The organism is Streptococcus infantis (assembly GCF_047460685.1).
In the GTDB taxonomy this organism is placed as follows: domain Bacteria; phylum Bacillota; class Bacilli; order Lactobacillales; family Streptococcaceae; genus Streptococcus; species Streptococcus infantis_AD.
Genome location: NZ_JASHFS010000022.1, coordinates 1 through 24,160, shown reverse-complemented (window position 1 = coordinate 24,160; position 24,160 = coordinate 1). Strand labels below are relative to the sequence as shown.

18 protein-coding genes are annotated in these 24,160 nt (G+C 40.6%); 12 read left to right on the top strand and 6 right to left on the bottom strand.

Annotation, left to right across the window (positions count from 1 at the left end; all coding sequences use genetic code 11):
* On the bottom strand, positions 1-86 hold an 86-nt coding region (locus tag QM917_RS09835), incomplete at its 3' end, for an IS630 transposase-related protein (protein WP_212750421.1).
* 166 nt (positions 87-252) lie between these two features.
* On the opposite strand from QM917_RS09835, the gene QM917_RS09830 reads away from it, so the two are divergent.
* From QM917_RS09830 to folK, 6 genes are all read left to right on the top strand, one after another.
* The gene (locus QM917_RS09830; RefSeq protein WP_414285621.1) at positions 253-786 is read left to right on the top strand and encodes a hypothetical protein; all 534 of its coding nucleotides are present in this window, start codon (positions 253-255) and stop codon (positions 784-786) included.
* Positions 787-1,160: 374 nt separating this feature from the next.
* Positions 1,161-2,360 (top strand): phosphoglycerate kinase, encoded by a 1,200-nt coding sequence (locus tag QM917_RS09825; protein WP_001096781.1) that lies wholly within the window; start codon positions 1,161-1,163, stop codon positions 2,358-2,360.
* A gap of 135 nt (positions 2,361-2,495) precedes the next feature.
* Complete coding sequence (gene folP, locus QM917_RS09820) at positions 2,496-3,446, top strand: dihydropteroate synthase (protein ID WP_315640514.1); 951 nt, start codon at positions 2,496-2,498, stop codon at positions 3,444-3,446.
* Position 3,447: 1 nt separating this feature from the next.
* Positions 3,448-4,746: a folylpolyglutamate synthase/dihydrofolate synthase family protein gene (locus QM917_RS09815; protein ID WP_315640515.1), complete on the top strand. Its 1,299-nt coding sequence runs from the start codon at positions 3,448-3,450 to the stop codon at positions 4,744-4,746.
* 1 nt (position 4,747) lies between these two features.
* Positions 4,748-5,302 carry a GTP cyclohydrolase I FolE gene (gene folE / locus QM917_RS09810; protein ID WP_414285619.1) on the top strand — a complete coding sequence of 185 codons (555 nt, stop codon included), beginning with the start codon at positions 4,748-4,750 and terminating at the stop codon, positions 5,300-5,302.
* Between the two features lie 158 nt (positions 5,303-5,460).
* Entirely contained in the window at positions 5,461-6,273 is an 813-nt protein-coding gene (gene folK / locus QM917_RS09805) for a 2-amino-4-hydroxy-6-hydroxymethyldihydropteridine diphosphokinase (protein ID WP_414285617.1), read from the top strand.
* A gap of 44 nt (positions 6,274-6,317) precedes the next feature.
* On the opposite strand, the gene QM917_RS09800 is transcribed toward folK, so the two are convergent.
* A complete protein-coding gene (locus QM917_RS09800) occupies positions 6,318-6,635 on the bottom strand; it encodes a DUF960 domain-containing protein (protein WP_315640517.1) in 318 nt (105 codons plus the stop codon).
* A gap of 205 nt (positions 6,636-6,840) precedes the next feature.
* Between QM917_RS09800 and ccpA the strand changes: the two genes are divergently transcribed.
* Entirely contained in the window at positions 6,841-7,848 is a 1,008-nt protein-coding gene (gene ccpA, locus QM917_RS09795; RefSeq protein ID WP_153224894.1) for a catabolite control protein A, read from the top strand.
* 256 nt (positions 7,849-8,104) lie between these two features.
* Here the strand turns inward: ccpA and QM917_RS09790 are convergent, their stop codons facing one another.
* Positions 8,105-9,067 carry an asparaginase gene (locus tag QM917_RS09790; protein WP_414285615.1) on the bottom strand — a complete coding sequence of 321 codons (963 nt, stop codon included), beginning with the start codon at positions 9,065-9,067 and terminating at the stop codon, positions 8,105-8,107.
* A 65-nt stretch (positions 9,068-9,132) separates the two neighbouring features.
* On the opposite strand from QM917_RS09790, the gene QM917_RS09785 reads away from it, so the two are divergent.
* Positions 9,133-10,524 (top strand): Cof-type HAD-IIB family hydrolase, encoded by a 1,392-nt coding sequence (locus QM917_RS09785; protein ID WP_414285613.1) that lies wholly within the window; start codon positions 9,133-9,135, stop codon positions 10,522-10,524.
* Positions 10,525-10,747: 223 nt separating this feature from the next.
* Here the strand turns inward: QM917_RS09785 and QM917_RS09780 are convergent, their stop codons facing one another.
* Positions 10,748-11,200: a universal stress protein gene (locus QM917_RS09780; protein WP_000194258.1), complete on the bottom strand. Its 453-nt coding sequence runs from the start codon at positions 11,198-11,200 to the stop codon at positions 10,748-10,750.
* Positions 11,201-11,345: 145 nt separating this feature from the next.
* Between QM917_RS09780 and QM917_RS09775 the strand changes: the two genes are divergently transcribed.
* Complete coding sequence (locus QM917_RS09775) at positions 11,346-12,185, top strand: metallophosphoesterase family protein (RefSeq protein WP_248034851.1); 840 nt, start codon at positions 11,346-11,348, stop codon at positions 12,183-12,185.
* Positions 12,186-12,256: 71 nt separating this feature from the next.
* A complete protein-coding gene (locus tag QM917_RS09770; RefSeq protein WP_248034852.1) occupies positions 12,257-12,694 on the top strand; it encodes an Rrf2 family transcriptional regulator in 438 nt (145 codons plus the stop codon).
* A gap of 381 nt (positions 12,695-13,075) precedes the next feature.
* Here the strand turns inward: QM917_RS09770 and QM917_RS09765 are convergent, their stop codons facing one another.
* Together QM917_RS09765 and QM917_RS09760 are read right to left on the bottom strand one after the other, a co-directional pair.
* A complete protein-coding gene (locus QM917_RS09765; RefSeq protein ID WP_414285610.1) occupies positions 13,076-16,777 on the bottom strand; it encodes a pullulanase in 3,702 nt (1,233 codons plus the stop codon).
* 750 nt (positions 16,778-17,527) lie between these two features.
* Positions 17,528-18,997, bottom strand: coding sequence for a M protein trans-acting positive regulator PRD domain-containing protein (locus tag QM917_RS09760; RefSeq protein WP_371608194.1), 1,470 nt, complete (start codon positions 18,995-18,997; stop codon positions 17,528-17,530).
* Positions 18,998-19,289: 292 nt separating this feature from the next.
* Here QM917_RS09760 and QM917_RS09755 point away from each other — a divergent pair, with 292 nt between their 5' ends.
* Together QM917_RS09755 and QM917_RS09750 are read left to right on the top strand one after the other, a co-directional pair.
* Entirely contained in the window at positions 19,290-19,448 is a 159-nt protein-coding gene (locus QM917_RS09755; protein ID WP_414285608.1) for a KxYKxGKxW signal peptide domain-containing protein, read from the top strand.
* The coding region (locus QM917_RS09750; protein ID WP_414285607.1) for an Ig-like domain-containing protein at positions 19,414-24,160 on the top strand (4,747 nt) is incomplete at its 3' end. The genes QM917_RS09755 and QM917_RS09750, both read left to right, overlap by 35 nt.

The window sequence follows — 24,160 nt, the reverse complement described above, 5'->3', positions numbered from 1 at the left end:
TCAAAAACTTTGGCCGCCTCGACATGGCTGTGTCCCTCTTTGATGTAATCTAATGCTCGTTGTTTAAAATCTGTACTATATGCCATGGCTTTATTATAACATGTATTTTATAAACTAAGTGACTATATAAGAAACCTTGTAATGAAATGTTTGCATGTTCTGCTTTTAATTTTTTTGGTTGTGTCTGTTTATAGAGTTATTTCTAGTAACTCTCATCAAGAATTGGTTTGGGGATAAGAAAGGAAAAAGAAGATGAAATTGTTAAAAGTAGTCATTGCTGTAATCATTGTAGTAGTGAGCCTTGGCTTAGTAGTATTTATAGGAGCGAGTATGTATGCTGTTACTACGATTAATTTGCTATCTAACTCAGTCTATTATGCGCAACGGATGCCTCATAAGGAGGGGACAGAACCCGACTTAGTCATGTTGATTGAAAACATGGGGGAGATTTATACTCCGAAAATTGAAGGTATTCGCTATGATGATGGAGCGAAATTTATCGAAAATTCTATCGATTCAAGTGGTAATCCTACCAGTTTTGGTGAGTTTGATGGAGGTTATGGCTACAGTGATAAAAACGATGTGTCCTATAAGTTTGATAAGAATTTTGAGCTTGAGTGGACCCTCAATAAAGAGTATAAAGAAATTGATCTTGCAACAATTGATGAAACAAAGATAAAAGGAGAGATTAGAGAGACCCTTAAACCCATACTTGATGTACAATCTAAGCCCGTTGTCAATCTTCAATGGTTGTTTAATATGAAGTATCAGGATAGGTTTAATTAGAGATGCAGATAGGTCTTTAATTTGAAATTAAACTGAACAAAAGTGATTGAACTCTTAGAAATGCGATGCTGATATTTCTGAGAGTTTTTCTATCGCCATGCAAAACTTTCAAAATAGATTTTTAAAAATTGAACGGTTTCTGAAGAGTTAGTTCAAAAAATAAAGACACAACTCCAGACAGTAGCTCTTTCTCTATAAATGAGTAACATACCATAGATGAAGATAAAAACAGTGAGGGATTTCCTCAGAGAGTAAAGAGTAAGTTTAATTTACTAGAGAGACCTGTTTCAAGATAAAAGTTTAAGGTTTTGCTATCTCTTTTATTGATTTTGTGATATAATTAACACGTAAAAAAAATTAAGGAGTCTTTCCAAATGGCAAAATTGACTGTTAAAGACGTTGAGTTGAAAGGGAAAAAAGTTCTCGTTCGTGTTGACTTCAACGTACCTGTAAAAGATGGCGTGATTACTAATGACAACCGTATCACTGCAGCTCTTCCAACTATCAAGTACATCCTTGAACAAGGTGGACGTGCGATTCTTTTCTCTCACCTTGGACGTGTAAAAGAAGAAGCAGACAAAGCTGGTAAATCACTTGCTCCTGTAGCTGCTGACTTGGCTGCTAAATTGGGTCAAGAAGTTACATTCCTTCCAGGTGTAACTCGTGGTGCTGAATTGGAAGCAGCTATCAACGCTCTTGAAGATGGACAAGTTCTTTTGGTTGAAAACACTCGTTTTGAAGATGTTGACGGTAAGAAAGAATCTAAAAATGATCCTGAACTTGGTAAATACTGGGCATCACTTGGAGATGGTATCTTCGTAAACGATGCATTCGGTACAGCTCACCGTGCACACGCATCTAACGTTGGTATCTCAGCAAACGTTGAAAAAGCAGTTGCTGGATTCCTTCTTGAAAACGAAATTGCATACATCCAAGAAGCTGTTGAAGCTCCAGAACGTCCATTCGTGGCTATCCTTGGTGGTTCAAAAGTTTCAGATAAGATCGGTGTTATCGAAAACTTGCTTGAAAAAGCTGATAAAGTTCTTATCGGTGGTGGTATGACTTACACATTCTACAAAGCACAAGGTATCGAAATCGGTAACTCACTTGTAGAAGAAGACAAATTGGATGTTGCGAAAGCTCTTCTTGAAAAAGCAAACGGCAAATTGATCTTGCCAGTTGACTCAAAAGAAGCTAATGCATTTGCTGACTACACTGAAGTGAAAGACACTGAAGGTGAAGCAGTAGACCCAGGATTCCTTGGTTTGGATATCGGTCCAAAATCTATCGCTAAATTTGATGAAGCATTGACTGGTGCGAAAACAGTTGTATGGAACGGACCTATGGGTGTATTTGAAAACCCTGACTTCCAAGCTGGTACAATCGGTGTGATGGACGCTATCGTGAAACAACCAGGCGTTAAATCAATCATCGGTGGTGGTGATTCAGCTGCCGCAGCAATCAACCTTGGACGTGCAGACAAGTTCTCATGGATTAGTACGGGCGGAGGCGCTTCAATGGAACTTCTCGAAGGTAAAGTTCTTCCAGGACTTGCAGCTTTGACTGAGAAATAAGAATATAGAAAAAGGAGGACTCAGGTTCTCCTTTTTTTGCGCTCTTTTAAAGTTAAAGAGTACTGAGGGATAATTGGACAGAATCCAAAAAAAACAGTAAAATAGAGGAATACCAATCTAAATGAAATTTGAGTGATGAACGTGGAAAAAAGAGAGAATCTTACAAAAACAGCTATTTGCGGTATTATCAATGTTACCCCAGATTCTTTTTCTGACGGGGGCCAATTTTTTGCTATTGAAGAAGCCTTAAAACAGGCTAGAAAATTGATAGCTGAAGGTGCCACTATCTTAGATATCGGTGGAGAATCTACTCGACCTGGAAGTGGCTATGTTGAGATTGGAGAGGAAATCCAGCGTGTGGTTCCAGTCATTCAGGCTATTCGTCAAGAAAGTGATGTTCTGATTTCGGTCGATACTTGGAAAAGCCAAGTGGCAGAAGCAGCTTTAAATGCTGGTGCCAATATAGTCAATGACATTACAGGCCTTATGGGGGATGAGAAGATGGCAGAGGTGGTTGCCAGGGCTGGAGCTCAGGTGGTCATCATGTTTAATCCAGTCATGGCACGTCCTCAGCACCCTAGTTCACTTATCTTCCCTCATTTTGGATTTGGAGAGACTTTTACAAAGGAAGACTTGGCTGAATTTGAACAACTATCAGTTGAAGAATTGATGATAGCTTTCTTTGACCGTGCTCTAGTAAGAGCGAAAGCAGCAGGGATTTCGAAAGACAAGATCATGCTGGATCCAGGAATTGGCTTTGGTTTGACAAAGAAAGAAAATCTCATCCTCCTACGTGACCTTGATAAATTGCACGAAATGGGCTATCCTATCTTTTTAGGAGTCTCTCGCAAGCGCTTTGTCATCAATATTCTTGAAGAAAATGGATTTGAAGTAAACCCTGATACTGAAGCAGGCTTCCGAAATCGTGATACGGCTTCGGCTCATGTGACCAGTATTGCTGCCAGACAAGGTGTTGAAGTGGTGCGCGTGCACGATGTAGCCAGCCACAAGATGGCAGTTGAAATTGCGTCTGCTATCCGTCTGGCAGACCATGCGGAAAATTTAGATTTGAAACAATATAAGTAAGATGAATAAAAACGAAACCAATCAGTGGATTGCCCACTACCGCACAGACCAACCGCACTTTGGTTTGGAAAGAATGGTAGATCTTTTAGCTTTACGAAGCAATCCCCATCTTAAGCTTAAGGTTATCCACATCGGTGGAACCAATGGCAAGGGCTCTACTATAGCCTTTTTGAAAAATATGCTGGAAAAGATGGGGCTAAGAGTGGGAGTCTTTAGCTCACCCTATCTGATTCATTATAACGATCAGATTGCCATTAACGGCGAATCCATCCCAGAAGCGAGATTAGAGTACTTGATGGCGGATTATCGTTTACTACTTGAAGCGGAGCATGCTCATGCCTTGCAAGGAACGACAGAATTCGAGATTATCACTGCTATAGCCTATGACTATTTTGCTTCTGAACAAGTCGATGTGGCGATTATGGAAGTTGGTATGGGCGGACTTTTGGATAGCACCAATGTATGTCAACCCATCCTAACAGGTATCACGACCATCGGGTTGGATCATGTAGCGCTTTTAGGAGATAGCTTGGAAGCCATAGCAGAGCAGAAAGCAGGAATTATCAAACAAAGAGTTCCTCTAGTGACTGGTCGCATTGTCCCAGAAGCCTTGGCGGTTATTGACCAGATTGCAGAGGGAAAACAGGCTACTAGAATTGTTTATGGAAGATATTATCAGGTAAGCCATCATGAGAGTATTGTCACTGGAGAGGCATTTGACTATACAAGTTCTGTTAGACAAGGTCGCTTCCAGACAGGATTGCTTGGTTTGCACCAGATAGAGAATGCTGGAATGGCTCTAGCCTTGTTAGATAGCTATTGCCAAGCGACTGGTCGAGAATTGCCAGATAATGCTTTAGTGGCTCAAGCTTTAGAAGAAACAAGCTGGCCTGGACGCTTGGAAGTTGTTTCTAGAGAACCCTTGATGATTTTGGATGGAGCACACAATCCTCATGCCATCAAGGCCTTGTTGGCTACCTTGAAAGAACGCTTTACGGACTATCAGAAGGAAATCCTCTTTACTTGTATCAAAACCAAGGCCTTGGAGGATATGTTGGACTTGCTAGAAACCTTGCCCGGTACTAAGATTACGCTAACTCATTTTGAGGATAGTCGGGCGACGGATGAAAAAGTCTTGAAAGAGATGTCTGATTCTAGAAATCTCAACTACCAAGATTGGCAAAAATTTCTAGACCAAAAATTATCAGAAAATGAAGAGAAAAAAACAGTTAGGATTATCACGGGTTCATTATACTTTTTAGCCCAAGTGAGAGCCTACCTAATGGAGAGGAAAAATTAGAATGGATACACAAAAAATTGAAGCAGCTGTAAAAATGATTATCGAGGCAGTTGGTGAGGATGCAAATCGTGAAGGTTTGCAGGAAACACCTGCCCGTGTTGCTCGTATGTACCAAGAGATTTTTTCAGGTCTTGGGCAAACTGCTGAGGAGCATTTGTCAAAATCCTTTGAAATTATCGATGATAATATGGTAGTGGAAAAGGATATCTTTTTCCATACCATGTGTGAACACCACTTCTTGCCATTTTATGGTCGTGCCCACATTGCCTATATACCAGATGGTCGTGTTGCAGGTTTGTCCAAACTTGCCCGTACGGTTGAAGTCTACTCTAGAAAGCCACAGATTCAAGAGCGTTTGAATATCGAAGTGGCTGATGCCTTGATGGAGTATTTGGGAGCCAAGGGAGCCTTCGTTGTCATTGAAGCAGAACATATGTGTATGAGTATGCGCGGTGTTCGGAAACCTGGAACTGCAACCTTGACAACAGTGGCTCGTGGTCTATTTGAGACAGATAAGGATCTTCGTGATCAGGCTTATCGTTTAATGGGACTATAATACTCTTCGAAAATCAAATTCAAACCACGTCAGCTTCCATCTGCAACCTCAAAACAGTGTTTTGAGCAGACTGCGGCTAGCTTCCTAGTTTGCACTTTGATTTTCATTGAGTATAAAAAGAATCCGCTTTGGGCGGATTTTTCTAGAAAGGACTAGTTATGGACCAATTGAAGATAAAAGATTTGGAAATTTTTGCCTTCCATGGGGTTTTTCCTAGTGAGAAAGAACTGGGGCAGAAGTTTGTCGTTTCAGCCACCCTATCCTATGATATGACCAAGGCTGCGACATACTTGGATTTAACTGCTTCTGTCCATTACGGAGAACTTTGCCAGCAATGGACGACATGGTTTCAGGAAAATACTGAAGACTTGATTGAAACAGTAGCCTACAAACTAGTAGAGCGTACATTTGAGACTTACCCTATAGTCCAAGATATTGAGCTGGAACTAAAAAAACCTTGGGCGCCTGTTCATCTACCGCTAGATACTTGTTCAGTAACCATCCATCGCTGTAAGCAGCGGGCCTTTATTGCCTTGGGCAGTAATATGGGGGATAAAAAGGCTAATCTCAAGCAAGCTATGGCTAACATGAGTGCTCGCGGGATTCGTATTCTCAAAGAGTCCAGTGTGATTACAACTGATCCATGGGGCGGTGTAGAGCAAGATAGTTTTGTCAATCAGGTTATTGAAGTGGAAACCTGGTTGCCTGCTCCAATCTTGTTAGAAACCTTGTTAGCTATTGAGGCAGAAATGGGACGGATCAGAGAGGTGCATTGGGGACCTCGCTTGATTGACTTAGATTTGCTCTTTGTAGAGGATCAGATCATCTATACAGACGACCTCATTTTGCCGCATCCTTATATCGCTGAGCGACTCTTTGTCTTAGAGTCTCTGCAGGAAATTGCACCTCATTTCATCCATCCAGTCTTGGGACAACCAATTCGTCACTTGTATCAAGAATTGAAAAAATAAGAAAACTCTAGTTTCCGAAGTATTTACAGAGGAGACTAGAGTTTTTAAAATAGATCATTTTCTTCAGGGAGGAGAATAGTTTCCTTGCCATCCATATCTAGCACCAGAACTTTTGGTGGGTAGAGTGGATCAAAGGGATGATTAAAATCAAAGTCAATCGTAGTTGGTAGATGTTGACTAGAAAAACGAAAAGTGATGGAGCCTTCATGATTCAAAAGTCGAAATTCCAATTCATCTTCTAGCTCAAAAACATGCTTTAAAAAATGATCGATTATATACCAGATTGAGTCGATAACATCATCGGGTAGATTGGTCACCACACCGAAACTGGCACATCGTCTATGAGAATCTGTAAAAGCCATCCCTATCTCCTAATTGATTTTTTTATTATCATACTGCAAACTGCTAGAAAAATCAAGAAAAGTCAACTACCTTTAAAAATATGAGAATGATTTTGAAATTTTTTCAACGAATCTTCATCAAACGCTTGAAAATGCTTACAATTAGTGGTAAAATGAGAACAGTGGAATCATGAAAACAAAATTTTCAAAGTAGAAAGGAAACGGAATGAACACAGATGATACAGTAACAATTTATGACGTTGCCCGAGAAGCGGGAGTGTCAATGGCGACTGTCAGCCGTGTTGTCAATGGCAATAAAAATGTTAAAGAAAATACTCGAAAGAAAGTCTTAGAGGTTATTGAACGTCTAGATTATCGTCCTAATGCAGTAGCTCGTGGTCTAGCAAGTAAGAAAACGACAACAGTTGGAGTCGTCATTCCAGATATCACAAATACTTATTTCTCTGCCCTTGCTAAAGGGATTGACGATATCGCGGAGATGTACAAATACAACATCGTCCTTGCTAACAGTGATGAGGATGATGAAAAGGAAGTATCTGTGGTCAATACTCTCTTTTCTAAACAGGTGGATGGCGTTATCTTCATGGGTTATCATTTAACTGAGAAGATTCGCTCAGAGTTTTCACGCTCACGCACACCTGTGGTTCTTGCAGGAACAGTGGATGTGGAGCACCAACTTCCAAGTGTCAATATTGACTATAAACATGCTACGGTTGATGCAGTCCGGCATCTCTTGAAACGAAATAAAAAAATTGCCTTCGTTAGTGGACCATTAGTGGATGATATTAATGGCAAGATTCGCTTATCTGGTTACAAAGATGCTTTGAAAGAAGCGGGAATTAACTACAGTGAAGGTCTTGTTTTCGAATCAAAATACCGTTATGATGATGGCTATGCCTTGGCAGAACGTTTGATTTCTTCTAAAGCAACCGCAGCGATTGTAACAGGAGATGAACTAGCAGCAGGTGTGTTGAACGGACTTGCTGACAAGGGAGTTTCTGTACCAGAAGACTTTGAAATCATCACCAGTGATGATTCGCAAATCGCGCGTTACACTCGTCCAAACCTAACCACCATTGCGCAACCTTTGTATGACCTTGGTGCTATTAGTATGCGTATGTTGACGAAGATTATGCATAAGGAAGAGTTAGAAGAGCGTGAAGTTCTTTTGCCACATGGTTTGGTAGAACGTCATTCAACTCGTAAAGATTAACAAGAAGAGGTCGGGATAAAAATCCCGACCTCGCTTTTTAGTAGTAAAAACTTTTTAGCCAATAGTTCAAGCATCAAGTTGATGGTAGAAGGCTTTGGGGGTGACTAGAAAACAAGACTTGATCTAGTAATTTCTATCTCACCGACTTTTTTATACTCAATGAAAATCAAAGAGCAAACTAGGAAACTAGCCGCAGGCTGTACTTGAGTACGGCAAGGCGATGTTGACGAGGTTTGAATTTGATTTTCGAAGAGTATTATCCTTCCATATAGGCTCGTAATTCCTCTCCTGTAAGGCCAGCATTGATAGCAATGAGGAGTTTGAGACGAGCCTTTTGAGCATTGAGCTCTTTGACAAAGAAGACACCAGCCTTTTGTAGACAAACGCCACCGCCTTCATAGGCATAAACAGGTTCAGCAATCCCGTTAAAACAACGAGAAACCAAGGCGATTGGGAGTCCTTCTTGGATAAGGGCGTTCAATTTTTGTGATGTTTCCTTGGGAACATTTCCAGCACCGAAGGCCTGGATAATGAGTCCATCCAGTTGGTCAACAGGAAGCAAATCAAGGAGTTCTTCTGTCATACCAGCATAGACAGGGATAATAGGGACCAAGCCCTGAATCCTATCAAGGTCAAAACGAACACGGGGTTCAGCTGTTTTGAAGTAGAGAATCTCGTGTTTCATGATGAGCCCAAGAGGGCCGTGGGTCGGCGTTTGAAAGGTGCTAACATTTGTCGTGTGCGTCTTGGTCACATACTTAGCAGCGTGAATCTCGTCATTCATAACGACCAAGACACCCTTGTCAGCAGCCTTAGCGTCACTCGCTACGCGAAGGGCACTGAGATAATTGTAGACACCATCGCTTCCAAGTTCGTTGGAACTACGCATGGCACCTGTTAGTACGATTGGTTTGTGAGGAACTTCCATAGTGTCAAGGAAATAGGCAGTTTCCTCCAAGGTATCTGTCCCATGTGTAATCACGAAACCGTCATAATGATCGGCCTCCTCTTTAATTTTTTGATAGAGGGCCAGCATATGCTTGGGTTTAATATGGGGACTTGGCAGATTAAAAAAGTCGAGGGCGTGGACTTCAACTCCTTCAAGTGGATTGGATACATGATTCATAGGGTTGTCTTGACTAGTCACAACAGCGCCAGAGTCATCGGCTTGCATGGAAATAGTACCACCCGTATGTAAAACAAGGATTTTCTTAGGCATGATTTACTCACTCTTTCTGAAATGTGGTATAATCATTGTATCACAAAAGGGGAGATTGAGGTAGGATGGAAGTCAAAGCTGTTTTTTTTGATATCGATGGAACACTGGTCAACGATCGCAAGAGTGTTTTGAAATCCACTAAGGATGCGATTAAGATTGTGAAGGAACAGGGAGTGCTTGTTGGAGTAGCGACAGGGCGAGGACCTTTTTTTGTTAAGGATTTAATGGAAGATTTAGATCTGGATTTTGCTGTAACCTATAACGGCCAATATATCTTTAATAAAGACAGAGTCTTGTTTACAAGTCCTCTATCCAAATCTCATTTACGGAAGTTGATCACCTATGCCAAAAAAGAGGGCAAGGAGATTGCTTTGGGGACCAAGGATGCCATGCTGGGTTCGAAAATCATGTCTTTTGGCCTAGGTTCTTTTTCGCAAAGAGTGAGTCGTTTTGTCCCTTCTATGTTGACTCGTACAGTTAGTTATTCCTTTAATCGAATGGTGAGTAAGGTTGTTCCTCAGAAGGAAGAAGATCTGCTCCAGTTGATGAATCAGCCCATTTATCAAGTTTTGATGCTAATGACGCCAGAAGAATCTGAGAAAGCGGCAGCTGATTTTCAAGACTTGAAATTGACTCGTAGTAATCCTTTTGCAGCCGATGTCATCAACCAAGGAAATTCCAAGCTAGAAGGCATTCGCCGAGTCGGAAAAGAGTATGGTTTTGATCTCAATCAAGTCATGGCCTTTGGTGACTCGGACAATGACCTAGAGATGCTGGCGGGTGTTGGGATGTCAGTTGCCATGGGCAACGGTAGTAGCAGTGTCAAGGAAGTGGCCAAGCATATCACAACCAGCAACCAGCAAGATGGGATTCATAAGGCCTTGGAACATTTTGGTGTTTTGGCTTCAGAAAAAGTTTTTGTCAGCCGTGATTATCATTTTAATAAGGTCAAGACCTTCCACCACATGATGGATGAACGAACTCAAGAAGAGCCCCAAGCTTGGGACTTAGAAGGTGCCACCCATAGAGCAGGATTTAAGATAGAAGAATTGGTGGAGTTTGTCCGAGCTGCTAGCTCTTCTGAAGAAGATTTCGAACAGGCAGTAGGACAGTTACACCAAGCGTTGGATAAAGCAGCAGAGAAAGTAGTCAAGAAGACACCTGCTAAGCAAGATTTGGTAGGGCAAGTGGATGCCTTGATTGACACCCTATACTTCACCTATGGTAGTTTTGTTTTGATGGGGGTGGATCCAGAACGGATTTTTGACATTGTCCATCAAGCAAATATGGGAAAAATGTTCCCTGATGGAAAAGCTCATTTTGATCCAGTGACCCACAAAATCCTAAAACCAGATGATTGGGAAGAAAAATACGCTCCAGAGCCAGCTATTAAAAAGGAGATTGAGCGCCAGATAAAGGCCTATGAACGCCACAAGGAAAGAGCCGATAAGAAATAGGCGATAGCAGAGGAAGCCTGGAATGATGTTTTGAGTTCCTAGTTTCAACTACGACATCAACAATTTATAGTTGATTGAATCTAGAATAGTACACTACGGATTCTAAAAAAACTTCTAGAAATTAAGTTGACTTTCCTAATCTCTTTGTTCACATCTTAATTCAATCTATTATATAAAAAAGAAATGAGGTTAGGAGAAAAATCCCAACCTCATTTCTTTTTTATTACAAAGTTTTATCCTTATCTCTGACGACGAGAAGATCAACGCTGGTATGGCGTAGGATATATTCTGATGAAGAACCAACTAGCAGACGCTCAAAGGCATTGAGTCCTGTTGCTCCAACTAAAATCAAATCAACCTTTTCTTTGTCTGGAATTGTTTTAGCTAAGAGAGTTTTAGGATTTCCCATCTCAATAACAACTTTAATGTCTGTGAGCCCAGCATCTTTTGCACGCTTTTCATATTCAGCCATCAAATCGTTGGCCTCGACTTGCAATTCTTCGTAAACTTCGGCATCAAATGTTGAGATGCTTTGAAGAGCACGTGTGTCAATGACATGGGCAATCGTTAGTTTTGCTTGGTTACGCAGTGCTGAATGAACCCCTTTGATGAAAGCCAAGTCAGCTTCCTTAGAACCGTCAACCGCTACCATGATATTTTCATAACGTTGTGTCATAGCAAAAACCTCCTCATTCTTATTACCTTCATTGTATTCCTTTTCACTAAAAAAGTAAAGTAAAAAACGATAGAAAAGATAGGTGCTTTTTGACTTTGACTTGGAGTTTGTTATAATAAAAATAGAAAAGCTAAGAGGAAAAGATATGACAAAAATCGCAGTATTATCAGATATACATGGCAATACAACAGCCTTAGAGGCTGTTCTGGCAGATGCCCAGAAGGCGGGGGTTGATGAGTATTGGCTCTTAGGAGATATCCTCATGCCTGGAACAGGACGAAAAAATATTCTCCAGAGATTGGACACTTTACCCATTACTCTTAGAGTTCTGGGAAATTGGGAAGATAGTCTTTGGCGAGCCTGTCATCGCAAGTTAGATGAAAGCAGACCCAGCCATCGCTATCTCTTGCGCCAGTGTCAGTATATTATGGAAGAAATTAGTAGCCAAGAGATTGAGGCACTGCAGGACTATCCTTTGCAAGTGCATCGCCAGTTTGGAGATCTGAAGCTAGGGATTAGTCATCACTTGCCTGATAAAAACTGGGGAAGAGAGCTGATTCATCTTGGTAAGCAAGAGGATTTTGATCGTCTTGTCACCAATCCAGATTGCGATATTGCCATTTATGGTCATATCCATCAGCAGTTTCTTCGTTATGGTAGTGGTGGCCAGCTTATCCTGAATCCAGGTTCGATTGGGCAACCCTTCTTTTTATCTGGGAATTTACGCAAAGACTTGCGGGCCCAATACATGATCTTAGAATTTGACGAAAAAGGTTTAAAAGATGCTGATTTTCGTCGTGTCGATTATGATATTGAGGCAGAATTACAGCTAGCCAAAGACTTACAATTACCCTACTACCAAGTTTATTATGAAAGTTTGGTTAATGGGATTCACCATACCCACAATCAGGACTTGTTGCACGAAATCGCTCAGAGTCAAGGACATGATGTTGAATTGGATGACTGGCTTAGTGGTAACTCTTGACATTACAACTAGAAGAGATATAATAAACTTAAGAAAAGAAGGAACTAATCTGACGAAAAAAGGAGAAGAGGATGCAAATTTCAAGCCGATTTACCATTGCGACCCATATGTTGATCATCATTGCCCTAAAAGGGAAGGAAAGCAAGGTGACTAGTGATTTTCTAGCTAGTAGTGTTGGAGTCAATCCTGTCATTATCCGTAAGACCTTATCTCAACTGAAAAAGGCGGAGTTGATCTCAGTTGCGCGTGGAACTGGTGGAGCAGAGATTATCAAAAATCTTGAGGATATCAGTCTTTTGGATATTTATCAAGCGGTCGAATGCCTTGGAAAAACTGGACAACTCTTTAGTTTTCATGATAATCCCAATCCAGCCTGTCCAGTTGGCGCAAATATCCACGGGGTTTTAGATGAGAAATTACAAAAGATTCAGCTAGCCATGGAGCAGGAGCTGAGCCAAACCAGTCTTGCTCAAGTGGTGGCAGATGCAGAAGCAAGGATGGAGAAATAAGAGCTTCTAGAAAGAGGCAGAACCTAGACATACCCTATCAGTAATAAAAAAATTGTCCTTATAGAGGTTGGATACTATATAGTAAAAATTCTTAGAAATGTTGACATAATGCTATTTTTAAGAGTTTTTTATTTTCTCTAGTAAAAGAAAGAGATTGAAGCAAATTGATCAAAATGAACCTTTTTTTAAATCTGAAGAGGAGAGACACAAACATAATTTTAGTAGAATATTGAGTATAAATCTTTCCACAATAAAACGCATATTATCAAGTTTTTTTTAAACATCTGAATAATATGCGTTTTTCTGATTTTAAAGACTTTTCTCCCAGCCTCTTTTTACATGTTTTTCTATCAAGTTGCTGGATTTATAGAGTCCTTGCTTTTATTGTTCCTTTCTTGACTTGAGGAAGCTACCAAGTCCAAGGAGGGATAGGAGGCTGATTCCTGCAAGAGTAAGAAGAGATTTGCTCTCAGTTCCTGTGTTTGGAAGGACTTTCTGAGAAAGAGCCTCTGCAGCAGTTTCTTGGGTTTCAGGATTTGCTGCTAGGTTTTGGGCTTGCCCTTGCCCTTGTTCTTGTTCGACATTCAAGCTAGAAAGATCAAATTCTGGTTTTTCTTCCACAGCTGGGGCAACGATGGCACCGCCTTGTGCGACTCGAAGAACAGTAGCTGTAAGGGCATTTAATTTCAAGCCTTTTTCAGTCCATTCCAGTCCTTTCGGGTTGGCAATTCCGACTGGTCCTGCTTGGTTTTCATCTGCCAAAACTTCAGCATTTCTGAGGTGGGCAAAGGCAGTTCCCAAATTAAATTCGCGAGCTTTTTCGTCCGCATTGACAAAGACTGCGTAGATATCTCCGTTTGGAGCAGTGATTTGGTAGCCAATCACTACATCTTCTTTTTCCACACCATTTTGGCCTGGGACAGTAATGAGGCGGACACGTTCCTTGATATCTTCAAGACTCTTGAGTCGGAAGGCGTCTGTAGATTGACGAAGGGCAATCAAACCTTTCATGTAGTCACGGCTCTTGACATTTTCAGGGAAAGCTTTACCATCTGTAGCCTTGGTCCAATCAAACTTGTTGACAGCATCACTTGAGTCGTAAGAGTCATGGATGAAGTAAGGATAGTCAAATGGGTTACCGTCCTTGTCACGAAGTAAGTGAGATTTGTTTGGAACCTTATCCTCTGCTACTGGAGTCTTGTAGGCTGGGTCACGGAATTGTTTGGTACGTCCATACTCTTGACCAGAGTGGATAAACGGAGTTCCTTGAGCTGTCAAGACCATGAGATTTCCAAGTCGCAAACGACGATGGATTTCAGCATAGTTCTCAGCCTTGCTTGGGTCTTTTTTGATAGATTGGGCAATGATGTCAAAGAGGGTCAAGTTATCATGGGCTGCAATATACTGGATCACATCTCCAGGGCTATCTGCTTCAAAGTTGGTTGGTTGAGCAATGAGGTTTTTAAAGATGGTATTGATATCGCGTTTTCCACCTGTGATAAAGGCAGGTTGACCTTCATTTGGATAACCAGACTTGAGGTTGTTACGGATATCATCTGAAAAGACAGCGACAGTATCAGTATGTTTCATCCAATCTTGGTCAGCAGCTTTAGTAGGCATATTTTCATCACCAGAATAGGTTCTCCAACCTTCACCAAGCATGATGAGATTTGGATTGAGGGCGCGTGCAGCCTTGTAAGCTTCTTCGACAGAAGCTGCATCATGATCTCCCATCATATCGAAACGGAAACCATCTACTTTATAGGTTTCAACTAGATACTTGATAGAGTCTACCATGACGCGTTTAGACATGTAGTGGGTTGTTCCTAGACGACCACCACCAAAGCTAGTACGAGGTGTTCCGTCTGCATCCATGAAGTGGTAGTAGTTTGGCTCAAGGTCTTCAAAGATATCGACATTGGCAGTATGGTTGTAAACTACGTCTAAGATAGCACCCATGCCACGTTTATGGATTTCGTTGACAAGGTTCTTAAATTCTGCGATACGTTTTTCTGGATCCTTAGGATTGCTTGAGTACATACCAGTCAATGAGAAGTAGTTTTGAGGATCATAACCCCAGTTGTAATTGCTATCGCTTGAAGCATAGGCGGACAAGCGTTCTTGGTTCTTCAATTCATTGACATAATAGTATGACAAGACTGGAAGGAGCTGGATATGGGTCACACCCAAGTTTTTTAGGTAGTCTAGTTTTTCGATAAAGGCTTCAAAAGTACCAAATGGCTTAGTCAAATCTTTTGCGATGGCAGGATCTGAAGTGAAGTCACGAACGTGAGCCTCGTAGATAACAGCATCTTCGCGAGATTTGAAATTGCGAATCTTACCATAAGTCAAGTCTTGCGGCCCTAGTTTTGCTGGGTCTACAAAAGCAGCTTTAGCAACTTTATGGGCAGCGTCTGTTTTTGCTAGATCGCTGTTCCAAGCTGCCAGAGATTTAGCATAAGGATCTAGTGCGAGCACAGTCTTGCCTTGGCGCTCGATTTGATAGTGGTAGTAGTAGCCAGTATAGTTGCTGATGCCAAGACCAGAGTTTTCATTCAGAGTTTGTTTCCAGGTTCCTTTTTCTCCTTTTTCAAGGGCGACGGTTCCGACCACTTTTTCAGGATCTTTCTTATCGTAGACGACAACTGAAACCTTATCGGCACTTGGAGACCAGAGGGTCAGATCAACACGTTTGCCATCTTCTTTAAGATTTGCACCGAGTGGGCCGTCGTAACTGTAAGTCTCGTCTTTGAGACGCCAGCTAGAACGAGTTGTAAAACGGTCTGAATCGTAGGCAACGGTGTAAGGATTTTGAGTGTCAGCAAAATCACCGATGTAGGTTACCTTCTTACCTGCTTCATCGATTGTAACATCGGAGATAGCCACTTTATTCCCTTGGTGGTCAGTGATGTTGGAATGTTTAAGGATGTCTTCTTTTTTAGCACCAACCAAGGTAGAAAAACTGCTTTCAATACGGGACTTAGCCACATGTTGGGCACCAGTCATACGGATGTCATGCACATAGTAAGGGTTGGTGTAGATTGTTTCGTCATCATCCTTAAGGAAGATTTGACTGTGGTTTTTCAGGTCAGTAAATTTATAATCTTCTTTTCTGATTTTCACATCATCGCCTTTCTTGCTCTCATCTAATAGTAAAAATCCAAATTCTCTGGCAGCTTCATTGAGCGGAATGTCGATGTAGCGTCCGTGTTTTCCACTTGCAGTAAAGTCTGTACCGTCAGGCCATTCACCATTGCTTGGAGTCTTCACATCTCCCCAGTACCAGAGAGATTTCTTGTCATAGTTGCCATCGGTGCGGAAATAGTTGACGCGGATCGTTCCCGCTGGCTGAGGTTGGTAGTTGTGGACTTTGTAGTCCTCATCTAGCCAAGCTTCATTCATCTTTGGAGAGAGACGCTCTACTGAACGATCTCCAGTAAGGTTGTCCCCTTTGGTGTTGTTAATGAGGAAGCTGACTTTCTTGGCTTGTTCATTTTTTAGTTTGACATCTAGGTAGTAGCCGTAGTCGTCTTTCTTGGCATCCTTGAAGGACTGGGCGCCATTTGGCCAGTTCTCAGATGGTTTTTCAACATCATCCCAAGTCCAAAGACCTTGCGAATCTTGGTTTTCTTGAGGAAGTTTTTTGACGTGGATACGGAAGTAGTTGTCTGCGATTGGGGTTTCAGATACAGTGTCTGCTAGCGAAGCTTTCTCAGTGGCTAGACTTGATACTTCTGTTTTCTCGTCTTTGTTGTTTGGAAGGTTTGGAGTAGCTTCAGTTGTAGCTGTTTCAGAAATTGCTACTGGTTCAGATGTTTTAGAATCTAGGGAAGCGTTTGCATCTTTTGGAGCCAAAATAGGCGTTTTTTCCTCAGCTTGGCTGGTTTCTGTAGTAGCTGGGCCTGCACTAATAGCGCTTACATTTTCTTGTGTGCCAAGACTAGTTTCAGCTGCAGATACAGAAGGTGCTGTTAAGGCAAGGAGGATAAAGCTTGCTCCAATAAGGACAGAGCCAGTTCCGTTTTTCAGAGAACGGATGCTGTAAATCATTTTTTTATCTGGTTGAGATGACGTGTTTTTCATAGACACTCTCCTATTGTTTATTTTTATCCTAGTATATCATGGAGTAAGAGTTTATGCAATCGTTTTCTTTTGTTTTGTAGATGAGAAATCAGACTAGGTGAAAAATCAACCTCCATTAAAATCAAAACCCCTTTTTGTTGATAGTCTACTGAAGAAATATCCTAGCCTAGGTATAAATATTGAAATTGACCAGCTAATCAGTAGTTCTTGCTATATTCTAGAAAAGCAAGGAAAAGTTTTTTGTTAGACTGAAATATATAGGTTATAGTTAAATAAAATTTGAACAAATTTACTAGAGAACTTAAGTCAATTTCTAGCAATTTTTTTAGAATTCACAATGCATAGTGGATTGAATCTAGAACAGTACATTACGACTGCTAAAAATATTTCTAGAAATTAGTTTGCCTTTCCTAATCGAATTGTTCATACCTTATTTCAATCCACTATGTTGTAAATGAGCAAAAATTTATCGACAAGTGCGAATCCATTGTTGAAAGTAATACTCAATGAAAATCAAAGAGCAAACTAGGAAATTAGCCGCAGGTTGCTCAAAACACTGTTTTGAGGTTGTGGATAAAACTGACAAAGTCAGCTCAAAGCACTGCTTTGAGGTTGCAGATGGACGTTGACGCGGTTTGAAGAGATTTTCGAAGAGTATAAAAACGCATAATATCAAGTTTTTAAGATAACTGACATTATGCGTTTGTATATGTTTTAGTCTGCTTACTTGGTTATAAAACAGAGGCTTTTTTAAAGTTTACTAATGGAAAGAGTATTGAGTTCATTGACGACTTGTAGATTAGCCATGCGACCGATGTTCATGAGTTTCGGATGAACCAATCCTTCAATATCAAAGTTGGTAATGATGGCATCGTAACCCGCTTCCATGATTTCATTGACATTGAGTGTCGCTTTATCCCATGTTTCAAAGTGGATGTTTCTAGAGGTGTAAAATTGATAGAGTGAAATCAAAGCCTGAGGATGGGCAAAGTCAAACTCACTCAAAACAAGAACACGAACCTTGGTTTGGTGCTTTAGGAGTTGTTCCATTAGATCAGTTGCGTGGGTTAAAAGAGTATAGACTAAATGGAGTACAGCGTGAAGTTGCTCCTTTTGTCCCAAGCTAGACTTATAGCGCATCATTTCAAAACTAGCTGCTTCGTAAAAATCTGGGAAGAACTTTTTAATCTTATTCAGTGCATAAGATTTGTTATGAGAAATGATAGATTCTGAGTTGATTTCTTGACGCTCTAGAAATGCAGTGTTATGCAAGTGCCAAATCAATTGATCGGTATTTGAAAAGTGGACATCAAACTGTCGGGTAAGATTGTCGAGGACATCTCGAGCTGAGTGATAGGAGTGATCGACTTTCTCATTGTCTTTCCGCGCCTCTAGGAAATCCTCGACCGTGAAGAAAATCCCCTCTTGAGTATAGGAGCTGAAAATTTGGTCAATGGTTGTAAAATCGAGTGTGATTCCAAGACGATCACCAAGAGATTGCAATTCCTGCTGGAAGTTTGAAAGTTGACTAAAAATAGGGCGAAGAGAGTCAAACTCGATTTCCCCTTTAGGTCTCGGTAAAATCTTTGCTCGATGGAGATTGACTGCAATTTGTGTCTTCAGCTGAAACATATTTTGGTAGGTGATAGGATAGCCTGTGACCTTGACAAAAAAAGTCACAAATTCATCCACATCTTCAGAAGAGAAAGGAAATGGCCATTTGAAGAAACCATAGGCTTCATGGAAATATTGGGCAAAAAAGAAGCGAATGTCTCTTTCGTCTCCAATAATTGAAATAGGGGTCACCTTGAGCTTGAATTTATACTTTGATTGCAAAATATTATTGATCTCAGCAACCTTCTTACGAAGTGAGGGAAGAGAAATATCAAGCGTTTCAACTAGGTGCTCGAAAGTAAATGGTTCTTCTAATAGGAAGAAAGCTTTGAGTACCTGAAAATTAACAGACTCTTGCAAAATGTGTCTATAAATTCGCTCAATACCAAAGTTCTGTTCGTTCGTTAGTCGGATACCAGCAGTTGATGATAAAATATCAAAGCAAGAAAGTTGCTCGCGCATTTCTTTGATATCGCTTTTGATGATGCGTCCATTCAGATCTAGAATATCAGCCAAGGTGTCAATATGAATCCATTCTTGGTTCTCAAATAAGTATTCTAGAATTTTTAATTGTCTCTGTTCTTTGTGAGATAATAGTTCTCTCATGGGAAATACTCCTTGAAAATATAAAGTATTATAAACAAAAAAAGATAAAAAAATTATCAGGGCTTTTCTCTATTATAGCATGTTTTCGAAAAAAACTTTTAAAAATCGTTTATAAATTATCAAATTTTATAATAATTTTACTAAAAAAAGAGTAAATTTGGAAATGATTTGTACCTAGGATTTTTTTTTTTTCTAAACAAACAAAGTGATTGACTATTTTGCCTCTATATTTTATAATGGTAACGTATGTAAAACACATGCGACTCTAATAAAAAATAAATAGGAGATAAGAATGTATTTTAATCGTAAAAATGCAGAGCAGAAGAACTGGCGTATGATTAAAAAAGGAAAACATTTCCTTTTTGGTTGTTCGCTTGTTTTTGCGGTCGGAGCTAGCTTAGCTACTCAAACGGTCCATGCAGACACAGCATCGGAATCTACAGAAAGCTAAAGAGGCTAAGCCTGGATATGGTGGAGAAACGGGGACTTATGAAGCTCCTGCTGCTGTGGCAGAGACTCAGCCAGCAACAGTTGAAAAAGCAGTGGTAGCAGAAAACACTACTGCTAAAACAGCTAACAAAGAAGTTTTGACCCAGTTGGTCGAAGAAGTAAAAGGCTTGGACAAAGCAGGAAAGACAGAAGACTCTCTTTCTCGCTTGAACACAGCACTTGAACAAGCACAAAAGGTTTTGGATAAGGCAGAAGCTAGCCAAGACCAAGTGGATACAGCAGTCGCTAGTCTCAAAGAGGCAGTAGCTCAACTTGCTGCCAAAGAAGAAAAAGCAACAGCAGTAGCCACTGAAGCTAAAGTTGAAGAAGTAACGGAAGCGGCAACTGAACCAGTCGCACCAGCTGAACCAGTCCGTTCAAGAGGGAAACGTGATCTAAGTTCACGTGCAGCATACCGTTCAGTTGACGGATCAGTCGCTGAAGGTGAATTTGCTGGTGCGGGTGTCAAGCAGTTTCAGTCAGTTCGCTACAGTGTGGATGGAGACACAACAACTTGGACAATTAGTGTTGTACCGCAGCATAAGAATCACCAAGCTGCTGGCTTGGTGGTCGCATCAGATGATACAATTCAAAGTATTACTGTCGTAGACCGTGGTCCTAATGCTGGACGTCTGAATGAGGATTATTACGTTGAGAAAGATTTTGGAAAGCTCCCTGCTATGAGCAATCACAAAGCTTTGGCGTCTCATTATAAATACGTTGGTGGAGGAGTTCCTGATTCGCTTACCTATAGAGTAGTGACTAAAGGGACCCATCACAATCTGTTTGCTCGTTTTGCAACAGCTATTGTAAAAAACTCACTAGAAAATGGTGGGATGAATGGTTCATCAGCTGTTAAAAATCGTACTTCAGACTTCCCAGAAGTCGGTGTTAATATCTCATCAAGACTTGCACCACAACCAGGAGTCAACAACACTTATACCCAAACAAATGACACGATTACAGTGCCTACTGTAGCTTCTACAGATACAACAATCTCAGGTACAGGTAAACCAGGTGCTATCATCAATCTTAAGAGTAAGGGTCAAACTGCTAAGCAAACCCAAGTTGCGGCAAACGGCCAATGGTCATTCCCACTTGATTTTGGTTTGAATAGTAGCGTCTCTGGTGGTCCACAGTTGGTTACTGGGGATGACATTAGCGTTACCCAAACAGTTGGTGGAGTAGAAAGTGCTGCTACCCCTGTAAACATCTCTCTCGGTCACTCAGAGATCGTACCATCATCTAAATCAAAACAACAGAATAATCTTGTTGCAAATGATAGAAACGTTACCTTGAAAGTGCCACATGATGCGGGAGCAGCTTATTTCCAATTCACAGATACAGATGGCAAGGCGCAAGAAGTTGGACTCAAGCGTACGGCTGTTCCAGGTAAGTGGCAAGTAAACTCTTCAAGCAGTGCTATTGCTAGTGTTGCTTCAAGTGAAGATGGTAAGTTCTACTCAACGATCAACTTGACCTTGAACAAAGATACGAAAGCTGGAACAACAGCTCGAGTTATCTCTAACATGCAAGAAGGTAGCTACTCAAGTCTTCAAGGATGGCAATCACGTAACGTTGAAGAAGCTCCAAAAGCAGAGACTCCAAAAGAAGAAACTCCAGCACCAGTTGCACCACAACCAGAACCATCAAAACCAACCGCTCCAGCAGTAGATGGCGCAACTACAGCCCCAGCATCAGCCCCAGAAATTGTCAATGATTTGGCAGGTAAAGCAAGTACTCCAGCTGATGTAACAGTGAAAGTACCAGCAGGTTCAACTGTTAAACTTTACAACAAAGATGGCGTTGTGATCGGTGAAGCTGTAGCTAACGACAAAGGTGTAGCAACTGTTCGCCCTACAAACAGCCTTCCAGAAGGAGAGATTACAGCTACTTCAACACCAGCAGGTGGTAAAGAGTCAGCTAAGAGTGCACCGATTACAGTTACAAAAACACCATTGACTGAAGGAAAAGTAAGTCAACAATCTAATGGTTCTCTGGTTCTTATAGTGTCTAAGAACCTTGTAACAGTTTATCCTGGAGATAAGATTGATATTGACGTTTGGGCAGATGGGACACCTTCTCTTGAGAAATTCGATGCTTATCAAAATCCAACTGGGGTCGCAGGAGTGTTCCCACAGGGTCACTTCTTCGCAACTGCAGGTTCAAATACCTGGAGAAACAAAAAAAATAAATACATTGGTACAGTTGCTGAGACACAAAAGGCAGGCACTGTAGATGTTGGATTCGTTGCTCGTAATAAAAAGGGTAACCAATTTACAGATGTTATTAGAGTTGTTGTTCTTGAGACTGCTAAGAAGTATGAACCAGTAGCAGGTACAAAAGTAGATGTTGCAGATCCTAATAAGGTTTCTGAAGATGAAAAGACCAAGATCATCGACTCAGTTAAAACTGCTAACCCAAGTCTTCCAGCAAATGCGACATACAGTGTAGATGAAAAAGGGAACCTTACCATCACTTATCCTGATAAGTCAACAGATAAGGTTGCAGCAGCATATCTCGTTAACCCAGCGAAAGACACAACAGCTCCAGACAAACCAGTTGTGAACACAGACCTTACAGGTAAAGCAGGCACTAAGACACCAGTTGAAGTAACTGCAGAAAAAGGTTCAACTGTTGCCCTTTACGATAAAGACAACAACAAGATCGGTGAAGCAACTGCAGGAGAAAATGGTAAAGCAACGATTACTCCAAAAGTTGATATTCCAGCAGGTCCTGTAACAGCCAAAGCAACTGATGCAGCAGGTAATGAATCAAAACCAAGTGATGCTAAAGTTGCGACAGATACAACAGCTCCAGCGAAACCAGTAGTGAATACAGATCTAACAGGTAAAGCAGGAACTAAGACACCAGTTGAAGTAACTGCAGAAAAAGGTTCAACCGTAGCCCTTTACGATAAAAACAACAACAAGATTGGTGAAGCAACTGCAGGAGCAAATGGAAAAGCAACGATTACTCCAAAAGTTGATATTCCAGCAGGTAATGTAACAGCCAAAGCAACAGATGCGGCAGGTAACACATCAGTAGCAAGTGATCCTAAAGTAGCAACTCCAGCACGTGAAAACGTAGCACCAACAGTAGAGATTCCGTATTCAGATCCAGCTCCAAACAAAAAAGAAGTTTATCTTTATACTGGTGAAGATGCAGACGTTGATATTACCTTTAATGATGATTCTGGAAAAATTAAATCAGCTTCACTTAAAAAAGGTGGAAATATTGCCTTAAATAATATTGATGGGAACCCAGAAAAACAAGATAATGAATTTGGATATACTGTAACAGCGATTAATTCTGAAACTGCTACACCAGCAAAAATTAAAGTAACAGGTCGAGTTTCTGGTCTTGATGATAGATTGCCAAAAACAGAAAACGACTCTTTAGAGCTTGTAACACGTTTTGCCACTGCAACTGATACTGATGGAGCATTAATCAATAATACTGCGGTAAAAACTAAGAAAAATGGAGAGGTTGTTGGTTCTTACTTAACCGACCCAGGTGCAGTAACTTTCGTATTAAAAGCACAAACTAAGAAATATGATATTAAAACTCCAGCATCGGCTGATAAAGTAACCGTATCAGATGCTAACAATGTTACTGATAAAGAGTTTGAAAAAATTAAAGAGAAAGTTAAAGTTGAATATTCTCAAAACAATCCAGATGCACGTTTAGCTGACAAAAAAGGTGAAGAAGTAAAAGATGCTTCAACAGTTGTTGATAAAGTAGAAAAAGAAGGAAACGATGTTGTTGTAACCTATAAAGATGGTTCTAAAGATACAAAACCATTGTCAGAATTTGTAAACGTAGCTCCAAAAGTAGAACTTCCATACTCAAATGAAGCTAAGAAAGAAATCTATGTTTATACAGGTGAAAACACTGATTTAACATTCAAAGCATCAGACAACACTGCTGTTAAAGATATGTATGTACGTGGTCCTGGTGGTATTGGAAAAGATAATACGGCAGATTACGGTTTCACAACTGGAAAAATCGAGAATTCAGCAGTCACTCATGGTGATGGTACTGTATCAGGTGCTACAGCTACTATTAAGATGACAGGTGTTACAACACTTAAAGCTCCAAACCATTGGACAAGTTTTGTTGTTGCTAATGACAATGATAATGCACCATCAAATACAGATTTTAATGCATTAGATAAAAATCCGAATGCAACTCAGACTCCAGGATATGTTCACTTTATCGTTAAATCTCAAACAGATAAGTACGATATTGCAACTCCAGCTCCAGCTGATAAAGTTGAGGTAGCAGATCCAACCAATGTAACAAACGATGACTTAGATAAAATCAAAGAAAAACTGAAACTTGAGTACAACAAGAAAAATGACGATGCGAATATCGCAAAAGATACTCCAGTTGATAAAAATGGTAAGATTAAATCAGTCACAAACGATGACAAAGGAAATCTTGTAGTAACATATACAGATGGTTCTACAGATAAAGAACCACTATCAAAATTTGTAACTAAAAAACCAACAGATGCAGATAAGAACGAGCCAAAAGCTAAGGATCAAACTGTTAAAGTTGGAGAAGAACCAAAAGCAGAAGATTCAATTGAGAACTTCAAGGGACTTCCAGAAGGAACAACAGCTAAGTTCAAGGAACCAGTAGATACAAAAACACCAGGTGACAAATCAC

Coding starts and splice junctions, on each gene's coding strand:
- QM917_RS09830 (WP_414285621.1), top strand. CDS start 253: ATGAAATTGTTAAAAGTAGTCATTGCTGTAATCATTGTAGTAGTGAGC.
- QM917_RS09825 (WP_001096781.1), top strand. CDS start 1,161: ATGGCAAAATTGACTGTTAAAGACGTTGAGTTGAAAGGGAAAAAAGTT.
- folP (WP_315640514.1), top strand. CDS start 2,496: ATGAACGTGGAAAAAAGAGAGAATCTTACAAAAACAGCTATTTGCGGT.
- QM917_RS09815 (WP_315640515.1), top strand. CDS start 3,448: ATGAATAAAAACGAAACCAATCAGTGGATTGCCCACTACCGCACAGAC.
- folE (WP_414285619.1), top strand. CDS start 4,748: ATGGATACACAAAAAATTGAAGCAGCTGTAAAAATGATTATCGAGGCA.
- folK (WP_414285617.1), top strand. CDS start 5,461: ATGGACCAATTGAAGATAAAAGATTTGGAAATTTTTGCCTTCCATGGG.
- QM917_RS09800 (WP_315640517.1), bottom strand. CDS start 6,635: ATGGCTTTTACAGATTCTCATAGACGATGTGCCAGTTTCGGTGTGGTG.
- ccpA (WP_153224894.1), top strand. CDS start 6,841: ATGAACACAGATGATACAGTAACAATTTATGACGTTGCCCGAGAAGCG.
- QM917_RS09790 (WP_414285615.1), bottom strand. CDS start 9,067: ATGCCTAAGAAAATCCTTGTTTTACATACGGGTGGTACTATTTCCATG.
- QM917_RS09785 (WP_414285613.1), top strand. CDS start 9,133: ATGGAAGTCAAAGCTGTTTTTTTTGATATCGATGGAACACTGGTCAAC.
- QM917_RS09780 (WP_000194258.1), bottom strand. CDS start 11,200: ATGACACAACGTTATGAAAATATCATGGTAGCGGTTGACGGTTCTAAG.
- QM917_RS09775 (WP_248034851.1), top strand. CDS start 11,346: ATGACAAAAATCGCAGTATTATCAGATATACATGGCAATACAACAGCC.
- QM917_RS09770 (WP_248034852.1), top strand. CDS start 12,257: ATGCAAATTTCAAGCCGATTTACCATTGCGACCCATATGTTGATCATC.
- QM917_RS09765 (WP_414285610.1), bottom strand. CDS start 16,777: ATGAAAAACACGTCATCTCAACCAGATAAAAAAATGATTTACAGCATC.
- QM917_RS09760 (WP_371608194.1), bottom strand. CDS start 18,997: ATGAGAGAACTATTATCTCACAAAGAACAGAGACAATTAAAAATTCTA.
- QM917_RS09755 (WP_414285608.1), top strand. CDS start 19,290: ATGTATTTTAATCGTAAAAATGCAGAGCAGAAGAACTGGCGTATGATT.